We start from the raw sequence: 25,145 nt of genomic DNA, 5'->3' as shown, positions 1-25,145 counted from the left end.
GAAAGCGCGGGGAAGGCGAATATCAAACATGATCGAACAAGGATCCTCAACTCGAGTCAAGGCCATTGACAGAGATTGGGATTGTTGCGAGTGTGCGTCCATCATGTTTCGTGTTTGACTTTGTTCAGGCGGTCGAATGTCTCGCAAACTTTCTCGCGCGCTCCTCGCCCTGATTCTCGCCGGCGGGGTGGTCGTCTCGTCCGGGGAGCCGGCGCTGGCCGATACCTCTTGTGCCACCACCGGCTCGGTCGACTATGGATTCGATCTGGCCGGCGACGGCTGGAAGTTCACCACCGGCGACGACGTCGCCTGGGCCGCCCCGTCGTTCGACGACGCCGCGTGGAAATCGTGGAGCGTGCCCGACAACTGGAACAACGAGGCCGATCTGAAGAACTACGACGGCTTCGCGTGGTATCGCAAGACCTTCACCCTGCCCGCGCGCCCGTCCGGCGTCACCGATTCGGCGGTCATGGCGACCCTCGGCCAGATCGACGACGCCGACCAGACCTTCCTCAACGGCACCGAGATCGGCCGCACCGGGGGATTCCCGCCCGCGTTCGACTCCACCTGGGAGGTGCCGCGCGAGTATTACCCGGCCGACGGGCTGCTGAATTGGGGCGGCGTCAACACCATCGCGGTCCGGGTCTACGACGGCACCGGTGGCGGCGGCTTCTACGCCGGGCCGGTCGGCCTTTACACCAAAGCGCATTTCCGCGGGGGCAAAGCCGCGAGCAAGAGCCAATTGGCGTACGCCTGCGCGCTGCTCACCAAGCAACACCGGGCCATCGCCGCCGGCGACCTCAGGACGTACGCCTCGACCCTGTCCAAGGATTTCTTCCACCAGGGCGACACGACGGCGAGGCGGCTCTCCGAGATCAAGGCCTGGAACAAGCGGGTCAGGCTGACCGACGCCCAGGCCGAGGTCTTCGTCGACGACAAGGGCCGCATCGTCGTCGACACCATCCGCGCCTGGACCGCGACCGACGGCACCGAGCTGCTGCCGCCCACGCGTGAGTTCCTGCACTTCGACCCCCGCAAGGGCGTCGAGCTGGGCGACCAGTCCCGGTTCTTCCGCGACAGCTACGTCTCGACGGCGATGAACAAGCGCGTCCAGTTCAACGTCTACCTGCCGGTGGGCTACACCCGTACGACCGCGAAGCGCTTCCCGGTCGTCTACATGCTCAACGGGTTCAACGGCAGCAACATCGAGTGGGAGGCCCGTGACATGGGCACCGTCCTCGACAAGCTGATCAAGGACAAGGGCCTCGAGGAGATGATCGTGGTCTTCCCGGACGGCGGCAGCGGCTGGTACGTCGACACGTCGGCCGGCAACTACAAGTCGATGATCGTCAAGGAGGTGCTGCCGATGGTCGACCGGGTCTACCGCACGATTCCCGACCGCGAGCACCGCGGCGTCACCGGCGTGTCGATGGGCGGGCAGGGCGCCTTCACGCTCGGCCTCACCCACCCGGAGCTGTTCAGCTCGATCGCCAGCCACATCGGCGCGCTGAGCCTGGCCCCGCTGGTCGGCACGGCCGAGGAGCGCGCCGCCAACGCGTACCTCCAGCCGATCAAGCTGGTGCAGTCGATGACGGCGGCCGAGCTCAACCGGCACACCTATTACTTCGACGGCGGAGATTCCGACGAGTACGGCTTCGGCACCGCGGCCCGGAACATGAGCGTGGCCCTGGCCTCGAAGGGCGTGAAGCACGACTACCAGCTCGGCCCCGGCAACCACGCGGATTCGTACTGGATGCCCGAGCTCGACCGCTCCTTCGCCCTGCACAGCGAGCAGTTCAGGAGCTGAACAACACCGCGCAGTCGACGGCGCGCCGCCACCTCGTATATTCGGCGGCGCGCCGATCGGCGTCCATGGCCGAGAGCCACCGGCCCGCTCGGTGCCGGTTGTTGCGCAGGTCCTGCAGGTCGGACCAATATCCGACGGCCAGCCCGGCCGCGTAGGCGGCGCCCAGCGACACCGTCTCGGCCACCATCGGCCGTACGACCGGCACGTCCAGCACGTCCGCGACGATCTGCATGAGCAGGTTGTCGGAGGTCATCCCGCCGTCCACGTTGAGCGTGGTCAGGGCGAGACCGGAGTCGGCGTTCATCGCGTCGACCACCTCGCGGGTCTGCCAGCCGGTGGCCTCGAGCACGGCCCGGGCCAGATGACCCTTGGTGATGTACGAGGTGAGGCCGACGATCACACCGCGCGCCTCGCTGCGCCAGTGCGGCGCGAACAGGCCGGAGAAGGCGGGCACGATGTAGCAGCCGCCGTTGTCGGCGACGGCGCCGGCCAGGGTCTCGATCTCCGAGGCGGTGCCGATCAGCCCGAGCCCGTCGCGCATCCACTGCACGAGTGATCCGGCGACGGCGATGGACCCTTCCAGGGCGTACGCCACCGGCTCGTTCCCGATCCGGTAACCCACCGTGGTCAGCAGCCCGTGCGTCGACCGCACCGGCGTCGAGCCGGTGTTCATGAGCAGGAAACCACCAGTGCCGTACGTGCATTTGACGTCGCCGGGCGCGAAGCACGTCTGCCCGAACAGCGCGGCCTGCTGGTCGCCCATGGCGGCCGCGATGGGCACGCCCGGCAGCACCGAGTCGGCCGCCCCGTAGACCTCGGACGAGGACCGGATCTCCGGGAGCATCGCGTGTGGGATCGTGCACACATCGACGAGGGAAGCATCCCAGCGCAGCGTCGTCAGGTCCATCAGCATCGTGCGGGCGGCGTTGGTGACGTCGGTGAGGTGGTGCCGGCCGCCGGTCAGGTTCCAGATCAGCCAGCTGTCCATCGTCCCGAAGAGCACCTCGCCCTTCTCCGCGCGGGCCCGCAGCCCCGGCGTGTGGTCGAGCAGCCACTGCACCTTGGGCGCGGAGAAATACGTGGCCGGCGGCAGGCCGGTCCGCTCCCGGACGAAGCCGGCGTCCAGCGCGGAGACGAGCGCGGACGTCCGGGTGTCCTGCCAGACGATCGCCGGCGCCACCGGCACCCCGGTCCCGCGGTCCCACACCACGGCGGTCTCCCGCTGGTTGGCGATGCCGATCGCGGCGACCTGGGACGCCCCGATCCCGGCCGACGCCATCACCCGCTTGATCAGTTTCTGGGTGTCCCGCCAGATCCGCGCCGCGTCGTGCTCCACCCACCCGGGCTTCGGGAAGCTCTGCGGATGTTCGGCCCGGGCGACGGCCACGACGGTCGCCCGCCGATCGAAGAGGATGCACCGCGTCGAGGTGGTCCCCTGGTCGATGGCCAGGATGTAGCGCTCGGTCATGAGCGCGGGCCGGTCAGGTCCCGGCTGATCGACTCGGCGGTGGCGCACACCTGGGCCACGAGGGCCGGGCGGGGGCGCAGCCGGGCATCGCAGACGCGTTCGACCGGACCGTAGATGCCGATCGCGCCGACCACCAGCCCACCGATGCCGCGGATCGGCGCCGCGATGCCCCCGCGGCCCGGCTCCCATTCCTCGACCGCATCGCCCCAGCCTTGGCGGCGGATCTCGGTCAGTGCGGCGGCGAGGCCTCGCCGATCGGTCAAGGTCTTCCGGGTGTACGGGTCGAGGCCGCCCCGGACCGCGGCGTCGGCCGCCGGCGCGTCGTAGGCCAGAAGGACCTTGCCCAGCGATGTCGCATGCGCCGGGATGACCAGGCCGATGTCCATGGACTGGCTGGTGTCGTCGGGCCGGAAGACGTGGTGGATGACCTTCACCCCCGCACCGTCCAGGACCCCGATGCGTACCGACTCGACCGTGCGCGAGGCCAGCGCGTCGGCCCAGTCGAGGGCCCGCGAGCGCAGCTCGTTCACGTCGATGCCGCCCCGGCCGAGCTCCAGCAGGCCCCGGCCGAGCCGATAGCGCGCGGTGCGCGGATCCTGCTCGGCGAAGCCCACGTGCTCAAGCGTGCGCAGGATGCTGTGCGCGGTCGACTTGGGCAGCCCGAGCGCGTCCGCGACCTCTTTCACCCGCAGCCGGACCGGCCGCGAGCAGGCGCAACACGGCCGACGACCGCTCGACGGACTGAATCATGCCGGGCACGTGCGGCATTGTCGCACGGATTCCGGGCTCAGGACGGCGTGACCAGCCGGGTCTCGTAGGCGACGACCACCGCCTGGACCCGGTCGCGCAGACCCAGCTTGGCCAGGATGCGGGCCACGTGGGTCTTCACCGTCGCCTCGGACAGGAAGAGGCGCCCGGCGATCTCGACGTTGCTCAGGCCCTGCGCGAGCAGGGTCAGCACCTCGCGCTCGCGCGGCGTGAGCGCGGTCAGGTCGCGGTGCAGGGGCGAGTCGCGGGGCTCGGGCGTGGTGAAACGCTCGACCAGGCGGCGGGTGATGCTCGGGGCGAGCAGCGCGTCGCCGTCGCGGACGATCCGCACCGCCGCGACCAGATATTCCGGGGTGACGTCCTTCAGCAGGAAGCCGCTGGCGCCCAGGCCCAGGGCCGCGTAGACGTAGTTGTCGAGGTCGAACGTGGTCAGCATGATGACCCGGGGCGGGACGGCGGCGGCCAGGATGCGGCGGGTGGCCTCGATGCCGTCCATGTCCGGCATGCGGATGTCCATGAGGACCACGTCGGGCCCGGACCGCCGGACCGCCTCGACCGCCTCGGCGCCGTTCTCGGCCTCGGCGACCACGTCGATGCCGTCCGCGGCCAGGATCATCCGGAAACCGGCCCGCACCAGCGCCTGGTCGTCGGCGATCACGACCCGCAACGGCACTGTGTTCATGGGGTCTCCAGGGGAAGCCGGGCATGGACGCGGTAGCCGCCGGTCAGGCGGGTGGCGGCCTGCAGGGTGCCGCCGTAGACGGCGAGTCTCTCACGCAGGCCGGCCAGCCCGCGGCCCGTGGACGTGGCGGCGTCCGGGGCCGGGCGGCCGCCGGTGTCGGTGACGGTGATGCGCAGCCCGTCCGGCGCATACGCGACGTCGACCGTGGCGCTGGCCCCGGACGCGTGCTTCACGGTGTTGGTGAGAGCCTCCTGCACGACGCGGTAGGCCGCGAGCTCCAGGCCGGCCGGCAGCGGGTAGGGGTCGCCGCTGGTGGTGACGTCGACGTCGACGCCGGCGTCGCGGACCCGGTCGATCAGCGGTGGCAGCTGGGCCAGGCCGGGCTGCGGGGTGAGATCGTCCTCGTCGTCGGCCGCGGACAGCAGGCCCATGACGCCGCGGAGCTCACCGAGCGCCGCGCGACCGCCCTCCTCCACCGCGAGCAGGGCGTCACGGGCGGCCTCGGGCGCCGCGTCGAGGACCTTACGGGCGGCGCCGGCCTGGATCACCATCATGGACACGTTGTGGGTGACGATGTCGTGCAGCTCGCGGGCGATGCGGGCGCGTTCCTGGCGGGCTGCCTCCCGCGTCGCGTCGGCGCGTTCCTGACGCAGCCGGTCGGCCCGCTCACGCCAGGTGCGCATGCCGTGCACGGCCAGCCCGATCGGCAGCAGCACCAGGAACGGCACCCAGCCCACCGGCACGATCGGCACCGCCAGGTCGGGGAACGAGCTGTACAGCAGCGCCGCCACCGGAAGCGCGGCCAGCGCCCACAGCCGATAGGGGCTGTACGCGGCGGCGGTGTACCCGGCGATCACGCAGGCGTAGAAGGAGACGCGCAGGATGTCGGTGCTCGGCTCGACGCCGTGCAGCGACAGCACCGTGATGCCGAGGATGACCGAGAGGGTGGCCAGGGGATAGCGGCGCCGCAGGAGCAGCGGCAGGATCGCGGCGATGGCGATCCAGCCCGGGCTCTGCGGGTCGCGTATCTCGCGCAGGTCGTTCCCCCACGGGTCGACCGGAACCTGCCCGCGTTCCGCCGGTTTCGGAGGATCGGGGAAATCGGGGAGATCGGGAAGGTCCGGCGGCGGCACCATCATCGCCACGTCGTTGGTGGTGTCGAACAGATGCTCGGTGATGTTGGTCCCGCTGAGCGCCACCACGACGAACGCCACGACCAGCAGCCCGTCGAAGACCCAGTTGCGGCGGGTCATCCGTGGCTGCGGGCCGGAGCGGCGGAAAGCCCGCGCGAGCAGGTGCGGCATCCGCTCATTGTGTCCGGGCCGGTCGAGCGTACGCATCAACCTCTGGACTACGCCGCAAGGATGACCCCGGTCCGGAAAGGGGCTCTCACGGCCGACGACCCAGGTACGCGGCCGTCCATAGTGTCCCGGCCATGATTGACGTCGTAGATGTGAGCCGCCGTTACGAAGGCGACCGGGCCGCCCTCGACCATCTGAGCCTCCGGGTCGCCGAGGGTGAATGCCTGGCGCTGCTCGGACCGTCCGGCAGCGGCAAGTCGACGCTGCTCAACCTGATCGCCGGCCTCGACCGGCCCACCGAGGGCAGCGTCACGGTCGGCGGCACCCGCGTCGACCGGCTCGGCGAGGCCGCGGCCGCCCGCTACCGCCGCGCCACCATCGGCCTGGTCTTCCAGTTCTTCAACCTGCTCGACGACCTGACCGTCACCGACAACGTGCTGCTGCCGGCCCAGATCGCCGGCCGGCCCTCGGCCGATTCCCGCCGGCGGGCCCGCGAACTGCTGGAGACGCTCGGCATCGACCGGCACGCCGGCGCCTATCCGGGCCGTCTGTCCGGCGGGGAACGCCAGCGGGTGGCCGTGGCGCGGGCCCTGATGAACCGGCCGCCGCTCCTGCTCGCCGACGAGCCGACCGGCGCGCTCGACACGGCCTCGGGCGCCGAGGTGCGCAAACTGCTGATCGACCTGCACGCCGACGGCCAGACCATCGTCCTGGTCACGCACGACGAGGTCCTCGCCGAGGCCGTCGCCACCCGCACCGTCCGTCTCGTCGACGGGCAGGTGGCAGCCGGATGAGCGGCGTCCGTACCGTCGTGCGGGGCGCGCAGCGGCGCCGCGTCTCCACCATCGTGATCATCGCGGCGACGGCGATGGCCGTCACCGCGACCGTCCTGGCCGGCCTGCTGCTGGCCGCCTCCTCGGCGCCGTTCGCCAACGCGTTCGCCGGCCAGAACGGCGCCCACCTCACCGCGTTCTTCGACGCGAAGGCGACGACCAGGGACCAGGCCGCGGCCACCGCGTCGCGGGCCGAGCAGGCGATCGGCCCGTTCCCGGTGGCCACGGCCGCCGTCCGGCCCGAGGGCCTGCGGGGCATGCCACCCATGGCGCTGAAGGTCGTCGGGCGCGCCGACCCGGTCAGCGACCCGATCGACAAGGTGACCCTGCTGTCCGGGCGCTGGGCCCGCACCACGGGCGAGGTGGTGGTGGCCCGCAGCAACCTGAGGATCGCCACCGGAACCGTCCTGAGCCTGGAGAACGGGTCCACGCTGACGGTCGTCGGCGAAGCCCGGTCGATCAGCCAGACCGCGCAGGGCTGGGTGACACCCGACCAGGCGGCCGCGCTCGGCCAGACCGGCTGGCAGATGCTCTACCGGTACGCCGACGCCGGCACCGCGGCCGCGATGACCGCACATCAGGCGGCCATCGGCCCGGGCGCGCAGACGCAGTCCTGGCTGGGCGTCCGCGACGACGCGGCCCACCGCACCAAGCTGTTCGTGCCGCTGCTCAGCGCGTTCGGGCTGATCGGCCTGGCCCTGGCCGCCCTGGTCATCGGCAACGTCGCCGCGGGCACGGTCGCCTCGGCCACCCGCCGCATCGGCGTCATGAAGGCGCTCGGCCTGACCCCGGCCCAGGTGGTGCGGGCCTGCCTGATCCAGGCCCTGATACCGGGAATGATCGGCGCGGTCCTCGGCATCATCGCCGGCAACCTGCTCGCGGTGCCGCTGACCTCCGACGTGGCCGACCTGTTCGGCACCGTCCCGCTGTCGGTCACCCCCTGGGTCGACGCCGCCGCGATCGTCGCCGCGGCGCTGGTCATCGCCGCCACCGCGGCCCCGGCCGCGTGGCGGGCGGCCCGGCTGCGCACGGTCGACGCGCTCGCGGTCGGCCGCACCCCGCTCAGCGGGCGGGGCCGTCTGGCCGCCCGTCTGGCCGCCCGCTCCCGGCTGCCCAGGCCGCTCAGCCTGGGCCTGGCCCAGCCGTTCACCCGGCCCGCCCGGCTGCTGGCCATGCTGCTGACGGTCGCGTTCGGCACGGCGGCGGCGACGTTCGCGATCGGGCTGGGCGGTTCGCTGCGCCTGATCCAAGCGGCCGACCAGAAGGCCGTCACCTCGGCCGACGTGATCGTCCACCCGGCACCGGACAACAACGGCACGGACGCCGGCGCCGTCATCGCCGCCACACCGGGAACCGGCAGCTACTACGGGCGCGGGCCGGCCGACATCACCGTCGACGGGCTGCGCGAGGCCGCACACGGGACGGTCACCACCGGTGACGCCCGCGCCGCCGGCTACGAGATGCTCGAGGGCCGCTGGTATGCCGCTCCGGGCGAGGCGGTCGTCACGACCGGGTTCCTGACCGCCACCGGCAAGAAGATCGGTGACACGGTCACCGGCGCCGGTCACCGGCCGTTCACGCTCGTCGGCGAGGTGTTCGACGGCAGCGCCAACAACCACCTCTACACCGACGTCGCCAGCATGCCCGGCCTGACCTCGCCGTTCGAGTGGTACGTCAAGCTCGCGCCGGGCACCGGCCAAGCCGCCTATCTTCAGTCCCTGACCAGCCAGAACCTCCCGGCCGAGGCCACCCGGGCCGAGGGCCCCGACGGCACGCTGATCGTGCTCAACTCGCTCACCGCCCTGCTCACGGCGCTGCTGGTGTCGGTGGCGGCGCTGGGCGTGCTCAACGCGGTCGTCCTCGACTCACGCGACCGGGTGCACGACATCGGCGTGCAGAAGTCGGTGGGCATGACACCGAAGCAGACCGCCGTCATGGTCATCGCCTCGGTCGGCGTGGCCGGCCTGCTCGGCGGCGCCGCCGGCGTCCCGGCCGGCTATCTCGTGCATCACTGGGCGGTGCCCGCGATGGCCCGCGGGGCCGGCATCCGCCTGCCGGACAGCATCATCGACGTATACGCCCCGGGCCTGCTCCTGACCCTGACCCTGGCCGGCCTGATCCTGGCCGCGATCGGCGCCCTGCTCCCGGCCGGATGGGCCGCCCGCACCCGGACGGCGGTGGCTCTGCGCACCGAGTAGAGGCCACATGATCACCACCCTCTGAACAGTGCTTGAGGTCTGTCCTAACGGGCAGCCTCATCGCTGTGTCCGGATGGTTACCCTCCGAAAATGAGACGACTTCTGGCGGCCACCGTCGCCACGACTGTCGGACTGGCGCTCGGCGGCAGCATGATCCCGGCCGCGGCGCAGGCCCACAGTGGAACTCCGAGTTACACGCCCCCGCCGATCGCGTGGGGCACGTGCACCAACGCCACCCTGAAGGCGCGCGGCGCCGAGTGCGGATTCGTGATCGTCCCGCTCGACTACGCGCGCCCGGGTGGGACCAAAATCAAGATCGCCGTGTCGAGGGTGAAGGCCAAGTCGCCGGCCGCCGACTATCAGGGCGTCATGCTGGTCAACCCGGGCGGCCCGGGCGGATCCGGCCTCATCTACTCGGTGCTGCAGAGCGCGATCCCCGGCAACGCCGGGCTCGACTACGACTGGATCGGATTCGATCCGCGCGGGGTCGGCTCGAGCGTGCCGTCGCTGGCGTGCGACGGCAACGTCGCCGGCTACAACCGGCCGTACTACGTCCCGGTCAACCGGCAGCTCGAGAAGACCTGGCTGGCCCGCTCCAAGGCGTACGCCCAGGCCTGTGACCGCGCCGGCGGCCCGCTGCTCGATCACCTGAAGACCACCGACAACGTGGCCGACATGGAGAGCATCCGCAAGGCGCTGGGCCAGAAGCAGATCAACTTCTACGGCTTCTCGTACGGCACGTATCTCGGCCAGGTCTACGCCACGCTGCACCCGGCCCAGGTCCGGCGGATGGTCTTCGACGGCGTCGTCGACCCGCGCGGCGTCTGGTACGACGCCAACCTCAGCCAGGACGTCCAGTTCGACAAGAACATGGACACCTACTTCGGCTGGGTGGCCAAGTACGACTCGGTCTACCACCTGGGCACCACCGGCAAGGCGGTGAAGGCCAAGTACTACGCCACGTTGCAGAAGCTCCGCTCGGCCCCGGCCGAAGGCAAGATCGGCCCGGACGAGTGGAACGACATCTTCGTGTCGGCCGGCTACTACGTGTACGGCTGGGAGGACGTGGCCACCGCGTTCTCGGCGTATGTCAACAGCGGCGATGCCTCCGGCCTGCTGGAGCTGTACTCCGAGCCGGGTCCCGGATCGGACAACGGCTACGCGGTCTACCTGGGCACCCAGTGCACCGACGTGCAGTGGCCGGCCAGTTGGGACAAGTGGAAGCGGGACAACTGGCGGATCTACCAGAAGTACCCGTTCATCACCTGGAACAACGCCTGGTACAACGCGCCCTGCCTGTTCTGGAAGGGCGACGTCGGCCGGCCGGTGAACGTCAACGGCAAGAAGGCCCCGCCGATCCTGCTGATCAGCGAGACCAACGACGCCGCCACGCCGTACGCGGGAAGCCTGGAGATCCGCAAGCGGTTCCCCCGCTCGGTCCTGATCGAGGGTGTCGGCGGCACCACGCACTCCGGCTCATTGAGCGGCATCGCGTGCACCGACGACACGATCGCGGCGTACCTGGAGACCGGCGCCCTGCCGAACCGGGTGCACGGCAACCGCTCCGACAAGAAGTGCGCCCCGGTTCCCCAGCCGGATCCGACGGCGGCGGCCGCCCGGTCGACGGCCACCACCACCAACGGCAGCCTGAAGGCGGCCTTGCGCGACGCCGCACCAGCGCCGCGCTGACGTCACCTCACCGGCGGCCCGGCAGCCCTTCGGGGTAACCGGGCCGCCGGCCCGTCATCAGACCCGGCATCGTGCGACATTGTCGCACGGTCGGCGTTGCTCCTGATCCTGTCGCTCCCTAGCGTCGCTCCCACGAGAAGGGGGCGATGTGGCGGACTTCGTCGGCGCGATCGATCAGGGCACCACCAGCACGCGCTTCATGGTCTTCGACCGGGCCGGTCACGAGATCGGCCGTCACCAGCTGGAGCACCGGCAGATCCTGCCCGGGGCCGGGCTGGTCGAGCACGACGCGGACGAGATCTGGGAGAACACTCTCAAGACCATCGACGTCGCTCTGGCCGACGCCGGCCTGACGCCGGCCGACCTGGCCGCCGTCGGCATCACCAACCAGCGCGAGAGCGCCCTGATCTGGGACCGCGCCACCGGCCGTCCGTGCCACAACGTGATCGTCTGGCAGGACACCCGGACCGCCTCCTCGATCAACTCCTTGGACGCCTCGCTCCTGCGGGATCGGACCGGATTGCCGCCGGCCACGTACTTCTCCGCCACCAAGGTCCAATGGATGCTCGACAACGTCCCCGGCCTGCGGACACGGGCATCGCGGGGCGAGGTCCTGTTCGGCACCCTGGACAGCTGGCTGATCTGGAACCTGACCGGCGGCACGCACCACCTGACCGACGTCACCAACGCCAGCCGCACCCAGCTGATGAACCTGCACACCCTCGACTGGGACGACGAGCTGCTGGAGCTGTTCGGCGTTCCGCGGGCCATGCTCCCGGAGATCAAGTCATCGGCCGAGATCTACGGGTACGCCTCGACGGCGCTGCCCGGTGTGCCGATCGCGGCCGCCATCGGCGACCAGCAGGCCGCGCTCTTCGGGCAGACGTGCTTTGCGCCTGGCGACGCCAAATGTACGTACGGAACCGGGAATTTCGTCCTTCTGAACACCGGGACGACCCCGGTCCGCTCGACGCACGGGCTGCTCACCACCGTGGCCTACCGGTTCGGCGAGGACGCGCCGGTCTACGCGCTCGAAGGGTCGATCGCGGCCACCGGCTCGACCGTGCAGTGGCTGCGCGACCAGCTCGGCGTCATCGACTCGGCGAGCGAGAGCGAACAGCTGGCGGCCCGGGTCGACGACAGCGAGGGCGTCTGCTTCGTGCCGGCGTTCTCCGGGCTGTTCGCGCCCTACTGGCGCCCGGACGCGCGGGCCGCGATCGTCGGGCTGTCCCGCTATCACACCGCGGCCCACATCACCCGGGCCGCGCTCGAGGCGATCTGTTACCAGACGCGCGACGTCGTGGCCGCGATGGCCCAGGACTCCGGCACCGAGCTGGACTGCCTCCAGGTCGACGGCGGCGTCACCGCCAACGCTCTCTGCATGCAGTTGCAGGCCGACATCCTCGGCGTGCCGGTGAGCCGGCCCGCGGTCGCCGAGACCACCGCGCTCGGCGCCGCCTACGCGGCCGGGCTGGCCGTCGGCTTCTGGACGTCACCGGACGAGCTGCGCGCCAACTGGCGGGAGGACCGGCGATGGCTGCCGTCCTGGTCGCCCGAGCGGCGCCACGAAGGAACCACCCGCTGGCGAGCGGCCATCGACCGCAGCCTCGACTGGGTCAGCTGAATCGGAGATCATCATGAACACCGGAAACCTGTCACCCGAGGCCCGTACGGCGGCGCTGGCCACCATGGCGTCCGGCGACGAGCTCGACGTGCTGGTCGTCGGCGGCGGCGTGGTCGGCGCGGGCGCGGCCCTCGACGCGGCGACCCGCGGGCTCTCCGTCGGCCTGCTCGAGGCCCGCGACTTCGCCAGCGGCACGTCCAGCCGGTCCAGCAAGCTCATCCACGGCGGCCTGCGCTATCTGGAGATGCTCGACTTCGGGCTGGTCCGCGAGGCGCTGCGCGAGCGCGGCCTGCTCATCCAGCGGCTCGCGCCGCACCTGGTCCGCCCGGTGCCCTTCCTCTATCCGCTGCACCACCGGGCCTGGGAGCGGATGTACGTCGGCGCGGGGATCGCGCTCTACGACACGCTCGCGCTCTCCGGCTGGGGCGCGGGGCTGCCCCGCCACCGGCACCTGAGCCGCACCGAGGCGCTCAAGGCGTTCCCGGCGCTGCGGCCCGATTCGCTGGTCGGCGCCATCCGCTACTTCGACGCCCAGGTCGACGACGCCCGGCACACCATGTTCCTGGTGCGCACGGCCGCGGCGTACGGGGCCCAGGTCGCGGCCCGGACCGAGGTGATCGCCTTCCTGCGCGAGGGCCGCCGGGTCGTCGGCGTCCGGGCCCGCGACACCGAGACCGGGGCCGAGCTGGAGATCCGCGCCCGTACGGTGATCAACGCGACCGGGGTGTGGACCAGCGACATCCAGTCGCTGATGAAGGGCGAGCGCGGCCAGTTCAAGATCACCGCGTCCAAGGGGATCCACCTGGTCGTGCCCCGCGAGAAGATCATCGGCAGCGCCGGCATGATTCTGCGGACGGCGACCAGCGTGCTGTTCGTGATCCCGTGGGACCGGCACTGGATCATCGGCACCACCGACACCCCGTGGAACCTCGACAAGGCCCACCCGTCGGTCTCGGCCCAGGACGTCGACTATCTGCTCGACGAGGTCAACAAGGCCCTGGCCACCCCGCTCACCCGCGACGACGTGCAGGGCGTCTACGCCGGCCTGCGCCCGCTTCTGTCGGCCGACGCGGCCATCACGGCGAAGCTGTCCCGCGAGCACGCGGTCGACCGGCTGGCACCGGGCCTGGTCCTGGTCGCGGGGGGCAAGTACACGACGTACCGGGTGATGGCCAAGGACGCGGTCGACGCCGCCGTGGCCGACCTGGACGCCCGCGTGCCCGCGTCCTGCACCGACCAGGTGCCGCTGCTGGGCGCGGCCGGATATCGGGCCGCCTGGAACCGGCGGGCCCAGCTCGCCCGCCGCGCCGGCCTGCCCGTCTCCCGCGTCGAGCACCTGCTCAAGCGCTACGGCACCCTGGCCGAGGAGGTGCTCGCCCTGATCGGCGCCGAACCGGCGCTGGGCCGCCCCTTGGACGGCGCCCCCGATCATCTGGCGGCCGAGGTGGTCTACGCGGTGACCCACGAGGGCGCCCGCCACCTGGACGACGTGCTGACCCGCCGCACGCGAGTCTCCATCGAGACCCCGGACCGCGGCGTGACCGCGGCCCGGGCCACGGCGGCCGTGATCGCCGGCCCGCTCGGCTGGTCCGCCGCCGAGACGGAGAAGGAGATCGGCCGGTACGAGGCCCGCGTGTCCGCCGAGCTGGCCGCGCAGCAGCAGCCCGACGACGAGAGCGCCGACGCCACCCGGCTCGCCGCGGTATGAGACGCCGGGCCTGAGTCGTGTCCACCGAGGAGCGGCAGGCTCGGATCCTGGCCGAGATCGATCGGACCGGCGGGGTGCGGATCACGAACCTGGGCGCCCGCCTCGGCGTCTCCGACGTGACGGCGCGCCGCGACGTCGAGGCGCTGGCCGAGCGGGGCCTGGTCGCGCGGGTGCGCGGCGGGGCGATGGCCCGCACCGCCGTGCCCGCGCCCGCACGCGGGGCCGGCCTGCGGGCCAAGACGGCCATCGCCCGCAGCGCGGCCCGGCTCGTGCGGCCGGACGAGGCGATCGGCATCCTGGCCGGCGGCATCACGGCGCTGCTGGCCCGGGAGCTGGCGGGGGTGCCCGGTCTCAGCGTGGTCACCAACGCGATCCCGATCGCCGATGTGTTCCACCACGGCGGCCGGCCCGATCAGATGGTGCTGCTGCTCGGCGGGGTGCGTACCCGGTCGGGCGCGCTGACCGGCCCGGTCGCCGAGCGGGCCGCGGCCGGTCTCAACGTGGACGTCGTCTTCGTCGCCGTGTCCGGCATGGACGTGCCCTCCGGCTTCACCGCGCCCGGCCGGCCCGAGGCCCGCATCGGGGCCGCCCTGATCGCCGCCGCCCGGCGGGTCGTCGTGCTCGCCGACCACGGCGCCTGGGGCGCCGCCGGCGCCGCCGTGATCGCCCCGCTCGAGCGGGCCGACGTGGTGGTCACCGACGACGGCCTGGTGCGGGCGGGCCGGTCGGCGCTGCGCGGCCGGGTCGGCCGGCTGATCGTCGCCGACGTTCCGTAAAGGACTGACCGATCTGAATTTCCTGCGGTCAGAGTATTGACCATGGCCGCTGGAGCGCAGATTCTGGTTCGGCGGTCAGCGGAGAGTGATCCCTTCCCAACCGCTCGAAACCATCCCCGTCTCCCACCTCAGGAGTGCCGCCGAACCGACCGTGTGCACGAGCACACACCTTGCCGAGGAGCTGATCGCGTGTCCGCACCCCGTCGCCGCACCGACGGCACGATCCGGGGCCGCATCGCGCGCACCCTCGCCCTTCCGGTCGCCGTCACCCTCGTCCTGCTCGGCGTCGTCGCGGCCGGCGAGATCGGCAACTACCGCGACGCCGACCGGACCGACCGCGCGGTCGGCCTCGACCTGGCCGTGCTCGAACTGGTGGACGCCCTGCAGGCCGAGCGCGGCTTCGCGGCCGGTCTGCTCGGCGGTGATCCGACCTTCCGGGCCCGGCTCGCCCCGGCCCGCCAGGCCGTCGACCGGCAGCGCGCGGCCGTCGACGAGCTGACCGAGCGCGGCGGCGACGTCGAGGACCGGGTGGCGGCGGCCACCGCCCAGCTCGACGGCCTGGCCGCCCTGCGGGCCACGACCGACACCGGCGATGGAGGCCCGGCCGACACCGCCCGCCTCTACACCGCCATGATCAGCCGGCTGAACACCATCGAGTTCGGTCTCGACGCCGTCGGCAACAGCGAGCTGCGCCGCAACTACGCCACGCTCAGCATGATCAACCTGGCCAAGGAGTCGGGCGCGCAGGAGCGCGTGCTGCTGTACGGCGTCTTCGCGGCCGGCCGGTTCGGCAACGGCGAGTTCGTCCAGTTCGTCTCGGCCAAGTCGGCCCGTGACTCGGCCGTGCTGGCCTTCAACCAGTACGGCAACCCGGCCGCCCTCCAGGCGCAGAGCCTGGTGCTCGACACCCCGGCCGGCAAGCAGGTCGTCGCGATGGAGAACGCCGCCCTGGCCGCGGCCGGTGGCCGGGCGCTGACGGTGAACGCCGCCGACTGGTGGACGGCGTCCGGCGCGGTCCTCGACGTGCTGCTCCAGGCCGGCCAGGACATGGGCGCCGTCGCACAGGCGAACGCCGGCGACATCAAAGACCGGGCCACCGTACGCCTCGGCGTGCTGGCCGTCCTGGTCGCGCTGTGCCTGATCGGCGCGGTCTATCTCTCCCTGGTGGCGTCCCGCTGGCTGGCCCGTCCACTGGCCGCGCTGGCCGGGCAGGCGGCCCGGATCGGCGCCGAGTCGCTGCCCGAGGCGGTGCGCCGGGCCACCGCCGGCGGCCCGGACAACCGCCCGCCCCCGATCCGGGTGCCCGGGGACGCCACGGTCGAGGTGCGCCAGGTGGCCGAGGCCTTCGAACGGGTGCAGAACACCGCGTACGAGCTGGCCACCGAACAGGCCCGGCTGCGCGTGGCCACCGCCGAGTCGCTGGCCAACCTGGGCCGCCGCAACCAGAACCTGCTGCGCCGCCAGCTCGGCTTCATCACCCGGCTGGAGAGCGAGGAGACCAGCCCGGCCGGCCTGGCCAACCTGTTCGAGCTCGACCACCTGGCCACCCGCATGCGGCGCAACGCGGAGAGCCTGCTCGTGCTGGTGGGAGCGGCCAGCCCGCGCCAGTGGACCGAGCCGCTGCCGATCGCCGACGTCATCCGGGCCGCGGTCAGCGAGGTCGAGGAATACCGCCGGGTCACCCTGCGCCGCGTGGACGACGTGCTTGTCAACGGCTCGGCGGTGGGCGGCATCGCGCACATGCTGGCCGAGCTGATCGAGAACGGCCTGGCCTTCTCGCCGCCCGACGTGGACGTGGAGATCCACGGCCGGGTGACGGGCGACGGCTACCTCATCGCGGTCACCGACTCCGGCGTCGGCATGACCGCGGCCGAGATGGACAAGGCCAACCAGCGGCTGCGCGGCGAGGGCGACTTCATCACGGCCCCGGCCCGCTTCCTCGGCCACTTCGTGGTGGGCCGCCTGGCCGCCGAGACCGGCGTCCGGGTCGAACTGATCCCGTCACCGATCACCGGCGTGACGGCCCGCCTGGCCCTGCCGTCCACGGTGATCAGCGAACAGAGGACGGTCGGCGCCGGCGGGTCCCGCTCGCTCCCACCGGCGCCCCGGCCGTTGCGCTCCGACACCATCGAGTTCGTGGTGGTGCCCGACGGCGCGCCGGCGGATCCCCGTGCGGCGGCCGAAGTCCCGCCCAGCGAATCCGGCGCGATGGAGGGAGCGGCGTCGAGGGACGGCGCGCTCGCTGGGGCCGCTCTCCGGGAGACGGGCGCGGTGGTTGGGGGCGCCTCCAGGAACTCCGGTGCGACGGGCGGTGGGTTCGATCGGTCCGATGTGGAGGAGCGCACGCCCAACGGGCTGCGCCGGCGCAGCCCGCGCCGGAGGCGGGCCACAAGCATGAAGCCGGACCGGGCGCCGGGCCCTCGCTCGCCGGCGGCCGTCACCGACTCGCCGGAGGCGGTCCGCGACCGGCTCACCGCGTTCCGCGCCGGCGTGAGCCGGGCCGGCGCGGGAGAGGGGGGACGGGGGTGATCGGCCGATGAACGAGCAGGGGGCGACGGCCGTGATCGCCCGGCGTGGGAAGCGGGGACGGCCGTGATCGGTACACGACAGGAACGGGGACAAGGATGAGCGTCGACGCGTCGGCCGGGCAGTTCAACTGGCTGCTCGGGAACTTCGTCCACCAGACCGACGGCGTCCGTGATGCCGTCGCGGTCTCCTCGGACGGTCTGCTGATCGCCGGGTCGGCCGGGCTCGACCGGGCCGAGGCCGACCAACTGGCCGCCATCGTGTCGAGCCTGGCCGGTCTCTCACGGAGCGCCTCGCGGCGGTACGACTTCGACGGCCTCAAACTCATCATGATCGAGATGCGGCGGGGGTTCCTGCTCGTGTCGCAGATCGACGGTGGCAGCGTCCTCGGCGTGGTCGCCGGCAGCGAGTGCGACGTCGGCCTCGTCGGCTACGAGATCTCGCTGCTGGCCGAGCGGTTCGGCGCCCTTCTCACGCCGGCCCTGATCGCCGAGGCCCGGCAACACCTACCGCGATGACCGGGTACGACGAGGACCCCGTGGTACGGCCGTTCATGCTCACCGGTGGGCGGACCCAGCCGGTTCTGGAGGGGCTGCGCCTCGAGACCCCGCTCGGGGCGGCGCCGGCCGCGCTCAGCGCGCCCCTGCGGTTCGAGTCGCGCCGCATCGTCGAGCTGTGTCAGCGTCCGCACTCGCTGGCCGATCTGTCGGCCGCGCTCGGTGCGCCGCTCGGCGTGGTCCGGGTCATCGTCGGTGATCTGCTCGCCGAGGGCTGTCTGCGGATCGAGGAGCAGCCGGACGAGCTCTCCACCGAGCTGATCGAGAGGATCCGGGACCGTGTCCGTGCGCTCTGACCCCACAGCGACCGCGGCGCCGCCGATCGCTGTGAAGATCGTGATCAGCGGTGGTTTCGGGGTGGGCAAGACGACCTTCGTGGGTGCTGTCTCCGAGATCGAGCCGCTGGTCACCGAGGCCGAGCTGACCGAGGCGTCGATCGGCGTGGACGACACGTCGGCCGTGTCCGGCAAGACCACCACGACCGTCGCCCTCGACTTCGGCCGGCTCACCCTCGACGACGCGCTGCTGCTCTACCTGTTCGGCACCCCGGGGCAGGACCGGTTCGCCTTTCTCTGGGACGACCTGGTCGACGGGGCGCTCGGCGCCATCGTGCTGGTCGACACCCGCCGGGTCGAGGACTCGTTCCCGTCGATCGACTACTTCGAGGAGAACGGGATCCCGTTCATCGTCGGGGTGAACCGGTTCGACGGCGGGCAGCGCTTCGACCTGGCCGAGGTGCGCGACGCCCTGGGTGTCGGCGACGTCGTCCCCATTGTCGAGTGCGACGCCCGGCGCCGCGAGTCGGTGAAGGACGTGCTGCTCGCGCTGACAGAGGAGATCCTGATCAGGCGGCGGCGCCGCTCAGGCTGACTCGTGCCAGTGCCAGGGGAGAGCAGGAGCGCCGACCGGCGGGGGAGGAAAGGAGTGCGCCGCCCGTCAGGCTGATTCGCGCCAGACGACGGGGGAGGGGAGCAGCAGGCCGCCCTGGGGGATCTGCTCGCCCCTCAGCTGGCGCAGCACCAGGTCGGCGGCGTGGGCGCCGATGTCGGCCGCCGGCTGGTGCACCGTCGACAGGTGGGGCCGCGTGCGGGTCGACCAGGAGCTGTCGTCGAAGCCGACCACGCCCACCTCCTCGGGCACGGCCCGGCCGGCCTCGCGCAGGGCCTCGACGGCGCCGGCGGCCACCGCGTCGGACGCGGCGAAGACGCCGTCGATCTTCGGCTCGCGCTCCAGGAGCGTGCGCATGCCCTTGGCGCCGCACGAGAAGTCGTACAGCGGGACCTCGGCCACCAGGCTCTCGTCGAACAGCGGGCCCAGGGCCCGGCGAAAGCCGGCCAGGCGGTCGGCGCCCGAGTCGCGGTCGACGGCGGCCGCGATCATGCCGATCCGGCGGCGGCCGGTGCCGAGCAGACGGTGGGTGATCTCCTCGGCCGAGGAGAGGTTGTCGATGCCCACGTACGGGATCTCGGGGCGCAGGTCGCGCGGATGGCCGACGAAGGCCGAGGGCAGGGCCAGGCTGCCGACCACCTGGATGATCGGGTCGTGGCTGCGGGCCGAGACGATGATCGCGCCGTCGACGAAGCCGCCGCTCAGATAGCGGGTGATGCGGGCGGTGTCGCGTTCGGAGTCGACGACCAGGTTGACCATCTGGTAATCGGCGTCGGACAGGGTCGTGTTGGCGCCGAGCAGGATGCCGCCGATGTTCGGGTCTTCCAGGAACAGCGTGTGCGGCTCGAGGACGATGAAGCCGACGGCCTGTGAGCGCTGCATGACCAGGTTGCGGGCGGCCGTGTTGGGCACGTAGCCGACCTCGCGGATGGCCCGCTCGATGGCGGCGCGGGCGGTGACCGAGACGTAGCCGCCGTTGAGCACACGGCTCACCGTGCCCCGCGAGACACCGGCCGCGGCCGCGATGTCGTGCACGGTCGCCCTTTTGCCCGGCTTGTTCGGCTGTTCGGTCGCGCTCACGCAACGACCTTATCTTTTGGTCTTGACGGGCCTATTGAGGAAACCTAATGTGTGCACGTTCACACATCTGACCTGCGGGTTTTACGCAGCAGAAATGTGTGCACGTGCACAGACGAGGAGAGCCTGTGATCACTCTGGGGTGCGACTACAACCCGGAGCAGTGGCCGGCCGAGGTGTGGGCCGAGGACGTCGCGTTGATGAGGACCGCCGGGATCTCCCTGGTCGCGGTCAACATCTTCGGCTGGTCGGACCTCGAACCCCGGTCCGGCGAATACGACTTCAAACAGCTCGACCGCATCGTCGAGCTGCTGCACCAGAACGACATAAAGATCAATTTGGGTACGGCCACGGCCTCCCCGCCGCCGTGGCTGGGCGCCCGCCATCCGGAGATCCTGCCGATGGCCGCCGACGGCACCCGGCGCTATCCGGGCGGACGGCAGGCCTGGTGCCCGAGCTCGCCGGTCTTCCGCGAGCACGCGCTGGCCCTGACCGAGCAGGTCGCGCAGCGGTACGGGCGGCATCCGGCCCTGGCCCTGTGGCACGTCTCGAACGAGCTGGGCTGCCACAACGCGCTCTGCTACTGCGACGCCAGCGCCGAGCGGTTCCGGGCCTGGCTGGCCGACCGCTACGAGACCGTGGACGGCCTGAACGCGGCCTGGGGCACGTCGTTCTGGAGCCAGCGCTACGGCGAGTGGTCCGAGGTGCTGCCGCCCCGGGCCGCGCTGTCGCTGCGCAACCCGGCCCAGATGCTCGACTTCCACCGGTTCTCGTCGGACGAGCTGCTCGGCTACTACGAGGCCGAGGCGGCCGTGCTGCGCCGGCACTCCAGCGTCCCGGTCACCACGAACTTCATGGTCACCGCGCACATCCGCAACATGGACTACTGGCGCTGGGCCCCGCGGATGGACGTGATCGCCAACGACCACTACCTGGACCACCGCCTCGGTCAGCCGGCGGCCGAGCTCAGCTTCGCGGCCGACCTGACCCGTGGCCTGGCCGGCGGCAAGCCGTGGATGCTCATGGAGCAGTCCACCGGCGCGGTCAACTGGCAGCCGGTCAACCTGGCCAAGGCGCCGGGCGAGATGCTGCGCAACACGCTCACCCACGTCGCTCGCGGGGCCGACGCGGTCTGCTTCTTCCAGTGGCGGGCCTCGTCGCAGGGCAGCGAGAAGTTCCATTCGGCGCTGCTGCCGCACGCCGGGACCGAGACCGAGCAGTGGCGCGAGGTCCTGGAGCTGTCCGCCGTCCTGCGGAAGCTGGGCGAGGTGGCCGGCACCACGGTCCGTACGGAAACCGCGGTGATCTTCAGCTGGGAGGCCTGGTGGGCGGCCGAGCAGGAGGGCCGGCCGTCGACGGCGGTGAACTATCTCGACCAGGTGCACGCCGTCCACGGTGGACTGCGCGACCTCGGTGTCACGGCGGATGTCATCAGCCCGGACGGCGATCTGTCGGCGTACGCCCAAGTAATCGTCCCTTGCCTTTATCTCGTCACCGACGAGCAGGCGGCGGCGATCCAGAAGTACGTGGAGCGAGGCGGCCGTGTCCTGGTCACCTTCTTCAGTGGGATCGCCGACCGTGACGACCGCATCCGGCCCGGCGGCTACCCCGGCGCGTTCCGTGACCTGCTCGGTGTCACCGTCGAGGAGTTCGCGCCGCTGAAGCCGGGCACGACGGTGACGCTGGACGACGGCAGCAAGGCCGCGCTGTGGACGGAGCGGCTCCGCACCACCGGCGCCGAGGTCGTGGCCCGCTACGCCGACGGCCCGCTGCCCGGCGTTCCGGCCATCACCCGCAACGGCAACGCCTGGTACGTCGCGACCGCGCTCGACCGCGACTCGATGCGAACGGTGCTCAGCCACGTGATCGGCGTCCCGGACACCGGTGATGGGCCGATCGAGGTGGTGCGGCGAGGGCCGTACGCCTTCGTCATCAACCACGGCGAGCACGAGATCGAGTACGCGGTCACCGGTCACGAACTGATCGCCGGCGAGCCGGTGGCCGGACGGCTGCGGGTGCCGGCCGGCGCCGTCCGGGTGGTGCGTGAATCGTGAAGAAGGCCATCCTGTTCTTCGTCGCCCCGTTCGGCGTCCTGTTCACGCTCTTCTACCTGATCCCGATCGGCTACGCGATCTGGCAGTCGCTGTTCACGGTGGAGCGCACCGGCACGTTCGGGCCGGCCACCGAGGTCTTCGGCGGTCTCACCCAGTACAAGCAGGTCTTCAGCGACGGGCCGTTCTGGGAGTCGATCGGGCGCGTGCTGCTGTTCGGCGCCGTGCAGGTGCCGGTCATGCTCGGCCTGGCCCTGTTCCTGGCCCTGCTGCTCGACTCCGGGCTGGTCAAGGGGCGCCGGTTCTTCCGGCTCGTCTACTTCCTGCCGTACGCGGTGCCGGGCGTGGTCGCCGCGATCATGTGGGGCTACCTGTACTCGCCCAACCTGTCGCCGTTCACCGAGGTCACCTCGTCCGTCGACCTGCTCTCGCCGAGCCTGGTCCTGTGGGCCATGGCCAACGTCGTGACCTGGGTCTACGTCGGCTACAACATGCTGATCATCTATTCGGCGCTGCTGGCCGTGCCGACCGAGATCTACGAGGCCGCCAAGATCGACGGGGCCGGCGTGTTCCGTACGGCCTGGTCCATCAAGATCCCCATGGTCATGCCGGCCATCGTCCTGACCACGGTCTTCTCGATCATCGGCACGCTCCAGCTGCTGGCCGAGCCGCAGGTGTTCCGCAGCTTCAGCTCCGCGGTGTCCAGCACGTACACCCCGAACCTGACCGTGCTCAGCACCGCGAGCATCCCGAACTTCCACCTGGCGGCCGCGTTCTCGGTCGTGCTGGCCCTCGCGACGTTCGTGCTCTCGTTCTCCTTCCTCAAGTTCACTCAGCGCAAGGGCGTGCAGTGATGACCGCATTCAAGGTCCCGCGGTACGCCGCCATGCTGGTCATGGCCGTCTTCACGCTCTACTTCCTGACGCCGCTGTGGTGGCTGTTCATCGCCTCCGGCAAGCAGGACGGGCAGGTCACCGAGGGGCACGCGCTGCTGCCCGACAACTTCGCGCTCGGCACCAACCTGGCCGACCTGTTCCGCTACAACGACGGCGTCTTCCTGCGCTGGCTGCTCAACTCGGTCGGCTACACGGTCGGCGCCGCCCTGCTCGGCACCCTGCTGGCCGGCATGTGCGGCTACGCCCTGGCCAAGTACGTGTTCCGCGGCCGGGAGCTCATCTTCAACATCGTGCTGGGCGGCGTGCTCGTGCCGGCCACCGCGCTCGCGCTGCCGCTGTTCCTCATGTTCAGCAAGGCCGAGCTGGCCAACACGTTCTGGTCGGTCTTCCTGCCCAGCCTGGTCAACCCGTTCGGCGTCTACCTGGGCCGCATCTACGCCGCGGCGAGCGTGCCGGACGAGCTCCTGGAGGCGGCCCGCATCGACGGTTCGGGCGAGGTGCGGTCGTTCTTCACCATTTCCGTACGGCTGATGGCGCCGGCCTTCGTCACCATCTTCCTCTTCCACTTCGTCGCGGTCTGGAACAACTTCATGCTGCCGCTGATCATGCTCGGCAACGAGCGGCTGTTCCCCGTGACCCTCGGTCTCTACTCCTGGAACTCCCAGGTCAACCAGCATCCGGAGCTGCGCGCCCTGGTCCTGGTCGGAGCGTTCGTCTCGATCGTTCCGATGGTCATCGCATTTCTCTCACTCCAGCGCTTCTGGCGTAGCGGCCTCGGCTCTGGATCTCTTAAGTAGGAGGGTTTTCATGCGCAATCGCGCTCTTGCTGTTCTGTTGACATCGGCTCTCTCCCTCGCGGCCTGCTCGTCCGGCGACTCCTCCTCCGACTCCACGACCGCGGCCTCCTCGTGCGCCCCGGCCGGCGCACCGGTCACCCTGACCTACACCACCTGGATCCCCGGCATCGAGAAGGTCGTCGACGTCTGGAACAAGGCCAACCCCGACATCCAGGTCAAGGTGCAGACCGGCCCGAACGGCAACGGCGGCACCTACGCCAACTTCTTCAACCAGCTCAAGGCCGGCAACGCGCCCGACCTCGGCCACATCGAGTACGACGCGCTGCCCAGCTTCCGCGTGCAGGACGGCCTGACCGACCTGGCCGGCTGCGACATCGTCACCCAGTCGCAGAGCAAGTTCATCGACTGGACCTGGAACCAGGTCACCTTCGGCGAGCAGGGCCACGTGTACGGCATCCCGCAGGACGCCGGCCCGATGGGCCTGTTCTACCGCAAGGACCTGTTCGAGAAGAACAACATCCCGGTCCCGACGACGTGGGAGGAGTACGCGGCGGCGGCCGAGAAGGTGAAGGCCGCGGGCGGCTACATCACGAACTTCTCGCAGAGCGACATCAACCAGTTCGCGGGCCTGGTCTGGCAGGCGGGCGGCCACTGGTTCGGCAACGACGGCACCAACTGGACGGTCACGATGACCGACGAGCCGACGAAGAAGGTCGCCGGCTACTGGCAGGGCCTGATCGACAAGAAGCTCGTCTCGTCGGTGCCGCCGTGGACGCCGGAGTGGGACAACGCGTACAACTCGAGCAGTGCCTGGACCTGGGTCTCGGCCGTGTGGGGAGCCAACTCGATCCTGGCCGGCGCGCCCAAGACGTCGGGCAAGTGGGCGGTGGCGCCGATGCCGCAGTGGAACGCCGGTGAGAAGGTCGCCGGCAACTGGGGCGGCTCGTCGACCGCGGTCTTCAAGAACTCGAAGCACCCGTACGAGGCGGCCAAGTTCGCGCTGTGGCTGAACACCTCGACCGAGGCGCTGACCCTGCTGAACAAGGAGGCGCAGCTCTACCCGGCCACCAAGGAGGGCGCGTCGCTGCCGGCCCTGAAGGAGGGCGTCGAGTTCTACGGCGGCCAGAAGATCTACGACGTCTTCGCCGAGGCCTCGACCCAGGTCAAGCCCGACTTCACGTGGGGACCGACGATGACCAAGACCTACGCCGACGCCTCCGACGGTTTCAAGAAGGCCGTCACCGGCCAGGAGACGCTGACCAAGGCCCTCGAGGACGCCCAGGCCAGCACGATCGCCACCCTGAAGTCACAGTCGATTCCGGTCAAGGAATAGCAGCTCAGGGCCCCTATGCTACAGCAGCTGTAGCATAGGGGCGGGCCAAGCCACGGTGGGAGGGTCAGCTGCGGCGCAGCCTGTTCGCTGCGGCCATCCAAGGTTCCAACACCATCGAGAACATCACCATCAGCAGCACGGACGCTCGCGCACTGGTCGAGCATGC

19 protein-coding genes and 1 pseudogene are annotated in these 25,145 nt (G+C 71.0%); 15 read left to right on the top strand and 5 right to left on the bottom strand.

Annotated features, from left to right (window positions below; translation table 11 throughout):
- The first annotated feature begins 136 nt into the window (after positions 1–136).
- The gene (locus ACFY36_RS10730) at positions 137–1,807 is read left to right on the top strand and encodes an alpha/beta hydrolase (protein WP_499745693.1); all 1,671 of its coding nucleotides are present in this window, start codon (positions 137–139) and stop codon (positions 1,805–1,807) included.
- On the opposite strand, the gene glpK (ACFY36_RS10725) is transcribed toward ACFY36_RS10730, so the two are convergent.
- From glpK (ACFY36_RS10725) to ACFY36_RS10710, 4 genes and pseudogenes are all read right to left on the bottom strand, one after another.
- Positions 1,797–3,275, bottom strand: a complete 1,479-nt coding sequence (gene glpK / locus ACFY36_RS10725; protein WP_499745692.1) for a glycerol kinase GlpK — start codon at positions 3,273–3,275, stop codon at positions 1,797–1,799. The genes ACFY36_RS10730 and glpK (ACFY36_RS10725) overlap by 11 nt on opposite strands.
- A pseudogene (locus tag ACFY36_RS10720) lies at positions 3,272–4,034 on the bottom strand (IclR family transcriptional regulator). Before ACFY36_RS10720 ends, glpK (ACFY36_RS10725) begins: the two are co-directional and overlap by 4 nt.
- A gap of 28 nt (positions 4,035–4,062) precedes the next feature.
- Positions 4,063–4,725 carry a response regulator gene (locus tag ACFY36_RS10715; RefSeq protein WP_499745691.1) on the bottom strand — a complete coding sequence of 221 codons (663 nt, stop codon included), beginning with the start codon at positions 4,723–4,725 and terminating at the stop codon, positions 4,063–4,065.
- The gene (locus ACFY36_RS10710) at positions 4,722–6,029 is read right to left on the bottom strand and encodes a sensor histidine kinase (protein WP_499745690.1); all 1,308 of its coding nucleotides are present in this window, start codon (positions 6,027–6,029) and stop codon (positions 4,722–4,724) included. Before ACFY36_RS10710 ends, ACFY36_RS10715 begins: the two co-directional genes overlap by 4 nt.
- 131 nt (positions 6,030–6,160) lie before the next feature.
- Here ACFY36_RS10710 and ACFY36_RS10705 point away from each other — a divergent pair, with 131 nt between their 5' ends.
- The 10 genes from ACFY36_RS10705 to ACFY36_RS10660 all read left to right on the top strand — a co-directional run bounded on the left by ACFY36_RS10705 (position 6,161) and on the right by ACFY36_RS10660 (position 18,807).
- Positions 6,161–6,820, top strand: a complete 660-nt coding sequence (locus tag ACFY36_RS10705; RefSeq protein WP_499745689.1) for an ABC transporter ATP-binding protein — start codon at positions 6,161–6,163, stop codon at positions 6,818–6,820.
- Positions 6,817–9,057, top strand: coding sequence for an ABC transporter permease (locus tag ACFY36_RS10700; RefSeq protein ID WP_499745688.1), 2,241 nt, complete (start codon positions 6,817–6,819; stop codon positions 9,055–9,057). The genes ACFY36_RS10705 and ACFY36_RS10700 overlap by 4 nt, the downstream gene beginning before the upstream one ends.
- Positions 9,058–9,147: 90 nt before the next feature.
- Positions 9,148–10,746, top strand: coding sequence for an alpha/beta hydrolase (locus tag ACFY36_RS10695; protein ID WP_499745687.1), 1,599 nt, complete (start codon positions 9,148–9,150; stop codon positions 10,744–10,746).
- 148 nt (positions 10,747–10,894) lie between these two features.
- Positions 10,895–12,370 carry a glycerol kinase GlpK gene (glpK, locus tag ACFY36_RS10690; protein WP_499745686.1) on the top strand — a complete coding sequence of 492 codons (1,476 nt, stop codon included), beginning with the start codon at positions 10,895–10,897 and terminating at the stop codon, positions 12,368–12,370.
- Between the two features lie 13 nt (positions 12,371–12,383).
- Positions 12,384–14,078: a glycerol-3-phosphate dehydrogenase/oxidase gene (locus ACFY36_RS10685; RefSeq protein ID WP_499745685.1), complete on the top strand. Its 1,695-nt coding sequence runs from the start codon at positions 12,384–12,386 to the stop codon at positions 14,076–14,078.
- A 17-nt stretch (positions 14,079–14,095) separates the two neighbouring features.
- On the top strand, positions 14,096–14,854 hold the full coding sequence (locus ACFY36_RS10680; RefSeq protein WP_499745684.1) for a DeoR/GlpR family DNA-binding transcription regulator: 759 nt from the start codon (positions 14,096–14,098) through the stop codon (positions 14,852–14,854).
- Positions 14,855–15,043: 189 nt separating this feature from the next.
- Positions 15,044–17,383: a sensor histidine kinase gene (locus ACFY36_RS10675; RefSeq protein ID WP_499745683.1), complete on the top strand. Its 2,340-nt coding sequence runs from the start codon at positions 15,044–15,046 to the stop codon at positions 17,381–17,383.
- A gap of 95 nt (positions 17,384–17,478) precedes the next feature.
- Entirely contained in the window at positions 17,479–17,898 is a 420-nt protein-coding gene (locus ACFY36_RS10670; RefSeq protein WP_499745682.1) for a roadblock/LC7 domain-containing protein, read from the top strand.
- A complete protein-coding gene (locus tag ACFY36_RS10665; RefSeq protein WP_499745681.1) occupies positions 17,895–18,233 on the top strand; it encodes a DUF742 domain-containing protein in 339 nt (112 codons plus the stop codon). The genes ACFY36_RS10670 and ACFY36_RS10665 overlap by 4 nt, the downstream gene beginning before the upstream one ends.
- Positions 18,217–18,807, top strand: a complete 591-nt coding sequence (locus ACFY36_RS10660) for a GTP-binding protein (protein ID WP_499745680.1) — start codon at positions 18,217–18,219, stop codon at positions 18,805–18,807. The genes ACFY36_RS10665 and ACFY36_RS10660 overlap by 17 nt, the downstream gene beginning before the upstream one ends.
- A gap of 66 nt (positions 18,808–18,873) precedes the next feature.
- Here ACFY36_RS10660 and ACFY36_RS10655 read toward each other — a convergent pair whose 3' ends face one another.
- Positions 18,874–19,905 carry a LacI family DNA-binding transcriptional regulator gene (locus tag ACFY36_RS10655; RefSeq protein ID WP_499745679.1) on the bottom strand — a complete coding sequence of 344 codons (1,032 nt, stop codon included), beginning with the start codon at positions 19,903–19,905 and terminating at the stop codon, positions 18,874–18,876.
- A 125-nt stretch (positions 19,906–20,030) separates the two neighbouring features.
- Here ACFY36_RS10655 and ACFY36_RS10650 point away from each other — a divergent pair, with 125 nt between their 5' ends.
- Genes ACFY36_RS10650 through ACFY36_RS10635 form a run of 4 tightly spaced genes read left to right on the top strand, consistent with a single transcriptional unit; the run spans position 20,031 to position 24,979 of the window.
- Entirely contained in the window at positions 20,031–21,956 is a 1,926-nt protein-coding gene (locus ACFY36_RS10650; protein WP_499745678.1) for a beta-galactosidase, read from the top strand.
- The gene (locus ACFY36_RS10645) at positions 21,953–22,807 is read left to right on the top strand and encodes a carbohydrate ABC transporter permease (RefSeq protein WP_499745677.1); all 855 of its coding nucleotides are present in this window, start codon (positions 21,953–21,955) and stop codon (positions 22,805–22,807) included. The genes ACFY36_RS10650 and ACFY36_RS10645 overlap by 4 nt, the downstream gene beginning before the upstream one ends.
- Positions 22,807–23,646, top strand: a complete 840-nt coding sequence (locus tag ACFY36_RS10640) for a carbohydrate ABC transporter permease (protein WP_499745676.1) — start codon at positions 22,807–22,809, stop codon at positions 23,644–23,646. Before ACFY36_RS10645 ends, ACFY36_RS10640 begins: the two co-directional genes overlap by 1 nt.
- Positions 23,647–23,656: 10 nt before the next feature.
- Complete coding sequence (locus ACFY36_RS10635) at positions 23,657–24,979, top strand: ABC transporter substrate-binding protein (RefSeq protein WP_499745675.1); 1,323 nt, start codon at positions 23,657–23,659, stop codon at positions 24,977–24,979.
- The last annotated feature ends 166 nt before the right edge of the window (positions 24,980–25,145 follow it).

This window comes from Actinoplanes sp. NPDC000266, from assembly GCF_042899005.1.
Taxonomy (GTDB): domain Bacteria; phylum Actinomycetota; class Actinomycetes; order Mycobacteriales; family Micromonosporaceae; genus Actinoplanes.
This window is presented reverse-complemented; position numbering and strand designations above follow the sequence as displayed.

Excerpts from the sequence above, each read along its gene's own strand:
- ACFY36_RS10710 (WP_499745690.1), bottom strand. The coding sequence starts at position 6,029 with ATGCCGCACCTGCTCGCGCGGGCTTTCCGCCGCTCCGGCCCGCAGCCA.
- glpK (WP_499745692.1), bottom strand. The coding sequence starts at position 3,275 with ATGACCGAGCGCTACATCCTGGCCATCGACCAGGGGACCACCTCGACG.
- ACFY36_RS10665 (WP_499745681.1), top strand. The coding sequence starts at position 17,895 with ATGACCGGGTACGACGAGGACCCCGTGGTACGGCCGTTCATGCTCACC.
- ACFY36_RS10640 (WP_499745676.1), top strand. The coding sequence starts at position 22,807 with ATGACCGCATTCAAGGTCCCGCGGTACGCCGCCATGCTGGTCATGGCC.
- ACFY36_RS10635 (WP_499745675.1), top strand. The coding sequence starts at position 23,657 with ATGCGCAATCGCGCTCTTGCTGTTCTGTTGACATCGGCTCTCTCCCTC.
- ACFY36_RS10685 (WP_499745685.1), top strand. The coding sequence starts at position 12,384 with ATGAACACCGGAAACCTGTCACCCGAGGCCCGTACGGCGGCGCTGGCC.
- ACFY36_RS10715 (WP_499745691.1), bottom strand. The coding sequence starts at position 4,725 with ATGAACACAGTGCCGTTGCGGGTCGTGATCGCCGACGACCAGGCGCTG.
- ACFY36_RS10705 (WP_499745689.1), top strand. The coding sequence starts at position 6,161 with ATGATTGACGTCGTAGATGTGAGCCGCCGTTACGAAGGCGACCGGGCC.
- ACFY36_RS10700 (WP_499745688.1), top strand. The coding sequence starts at position 6,817 with ATGAGCGGCGTCCGTACCGTCGTGCGGGGCGCGCAGCGGCGCCGCGTC.
- ACFY36_RS10670 (WP_499745682.1), top strand. The coding sequence starts at position 17,479 with ATGAGCGTCGACGCGTCGGCCGGGCAGTTCAACTGGCTGCTCGGGAAC.
- ACFY36_RS10695 (WP_499745687.1), top strand. The coding sequence starts at position 9,148 with ATGAGACGACTTCTGGCGGCCACCGTCGCCACGACTGTCGGACTGGCG.
- ACFY36_RS10730 (WP_499745693.1), top strand. The coding sequence starts at position 137 with ATGTCTCGCAAACTTTCTCGCGCGCTCCTCGCCCTGATTCTCGCCGGC.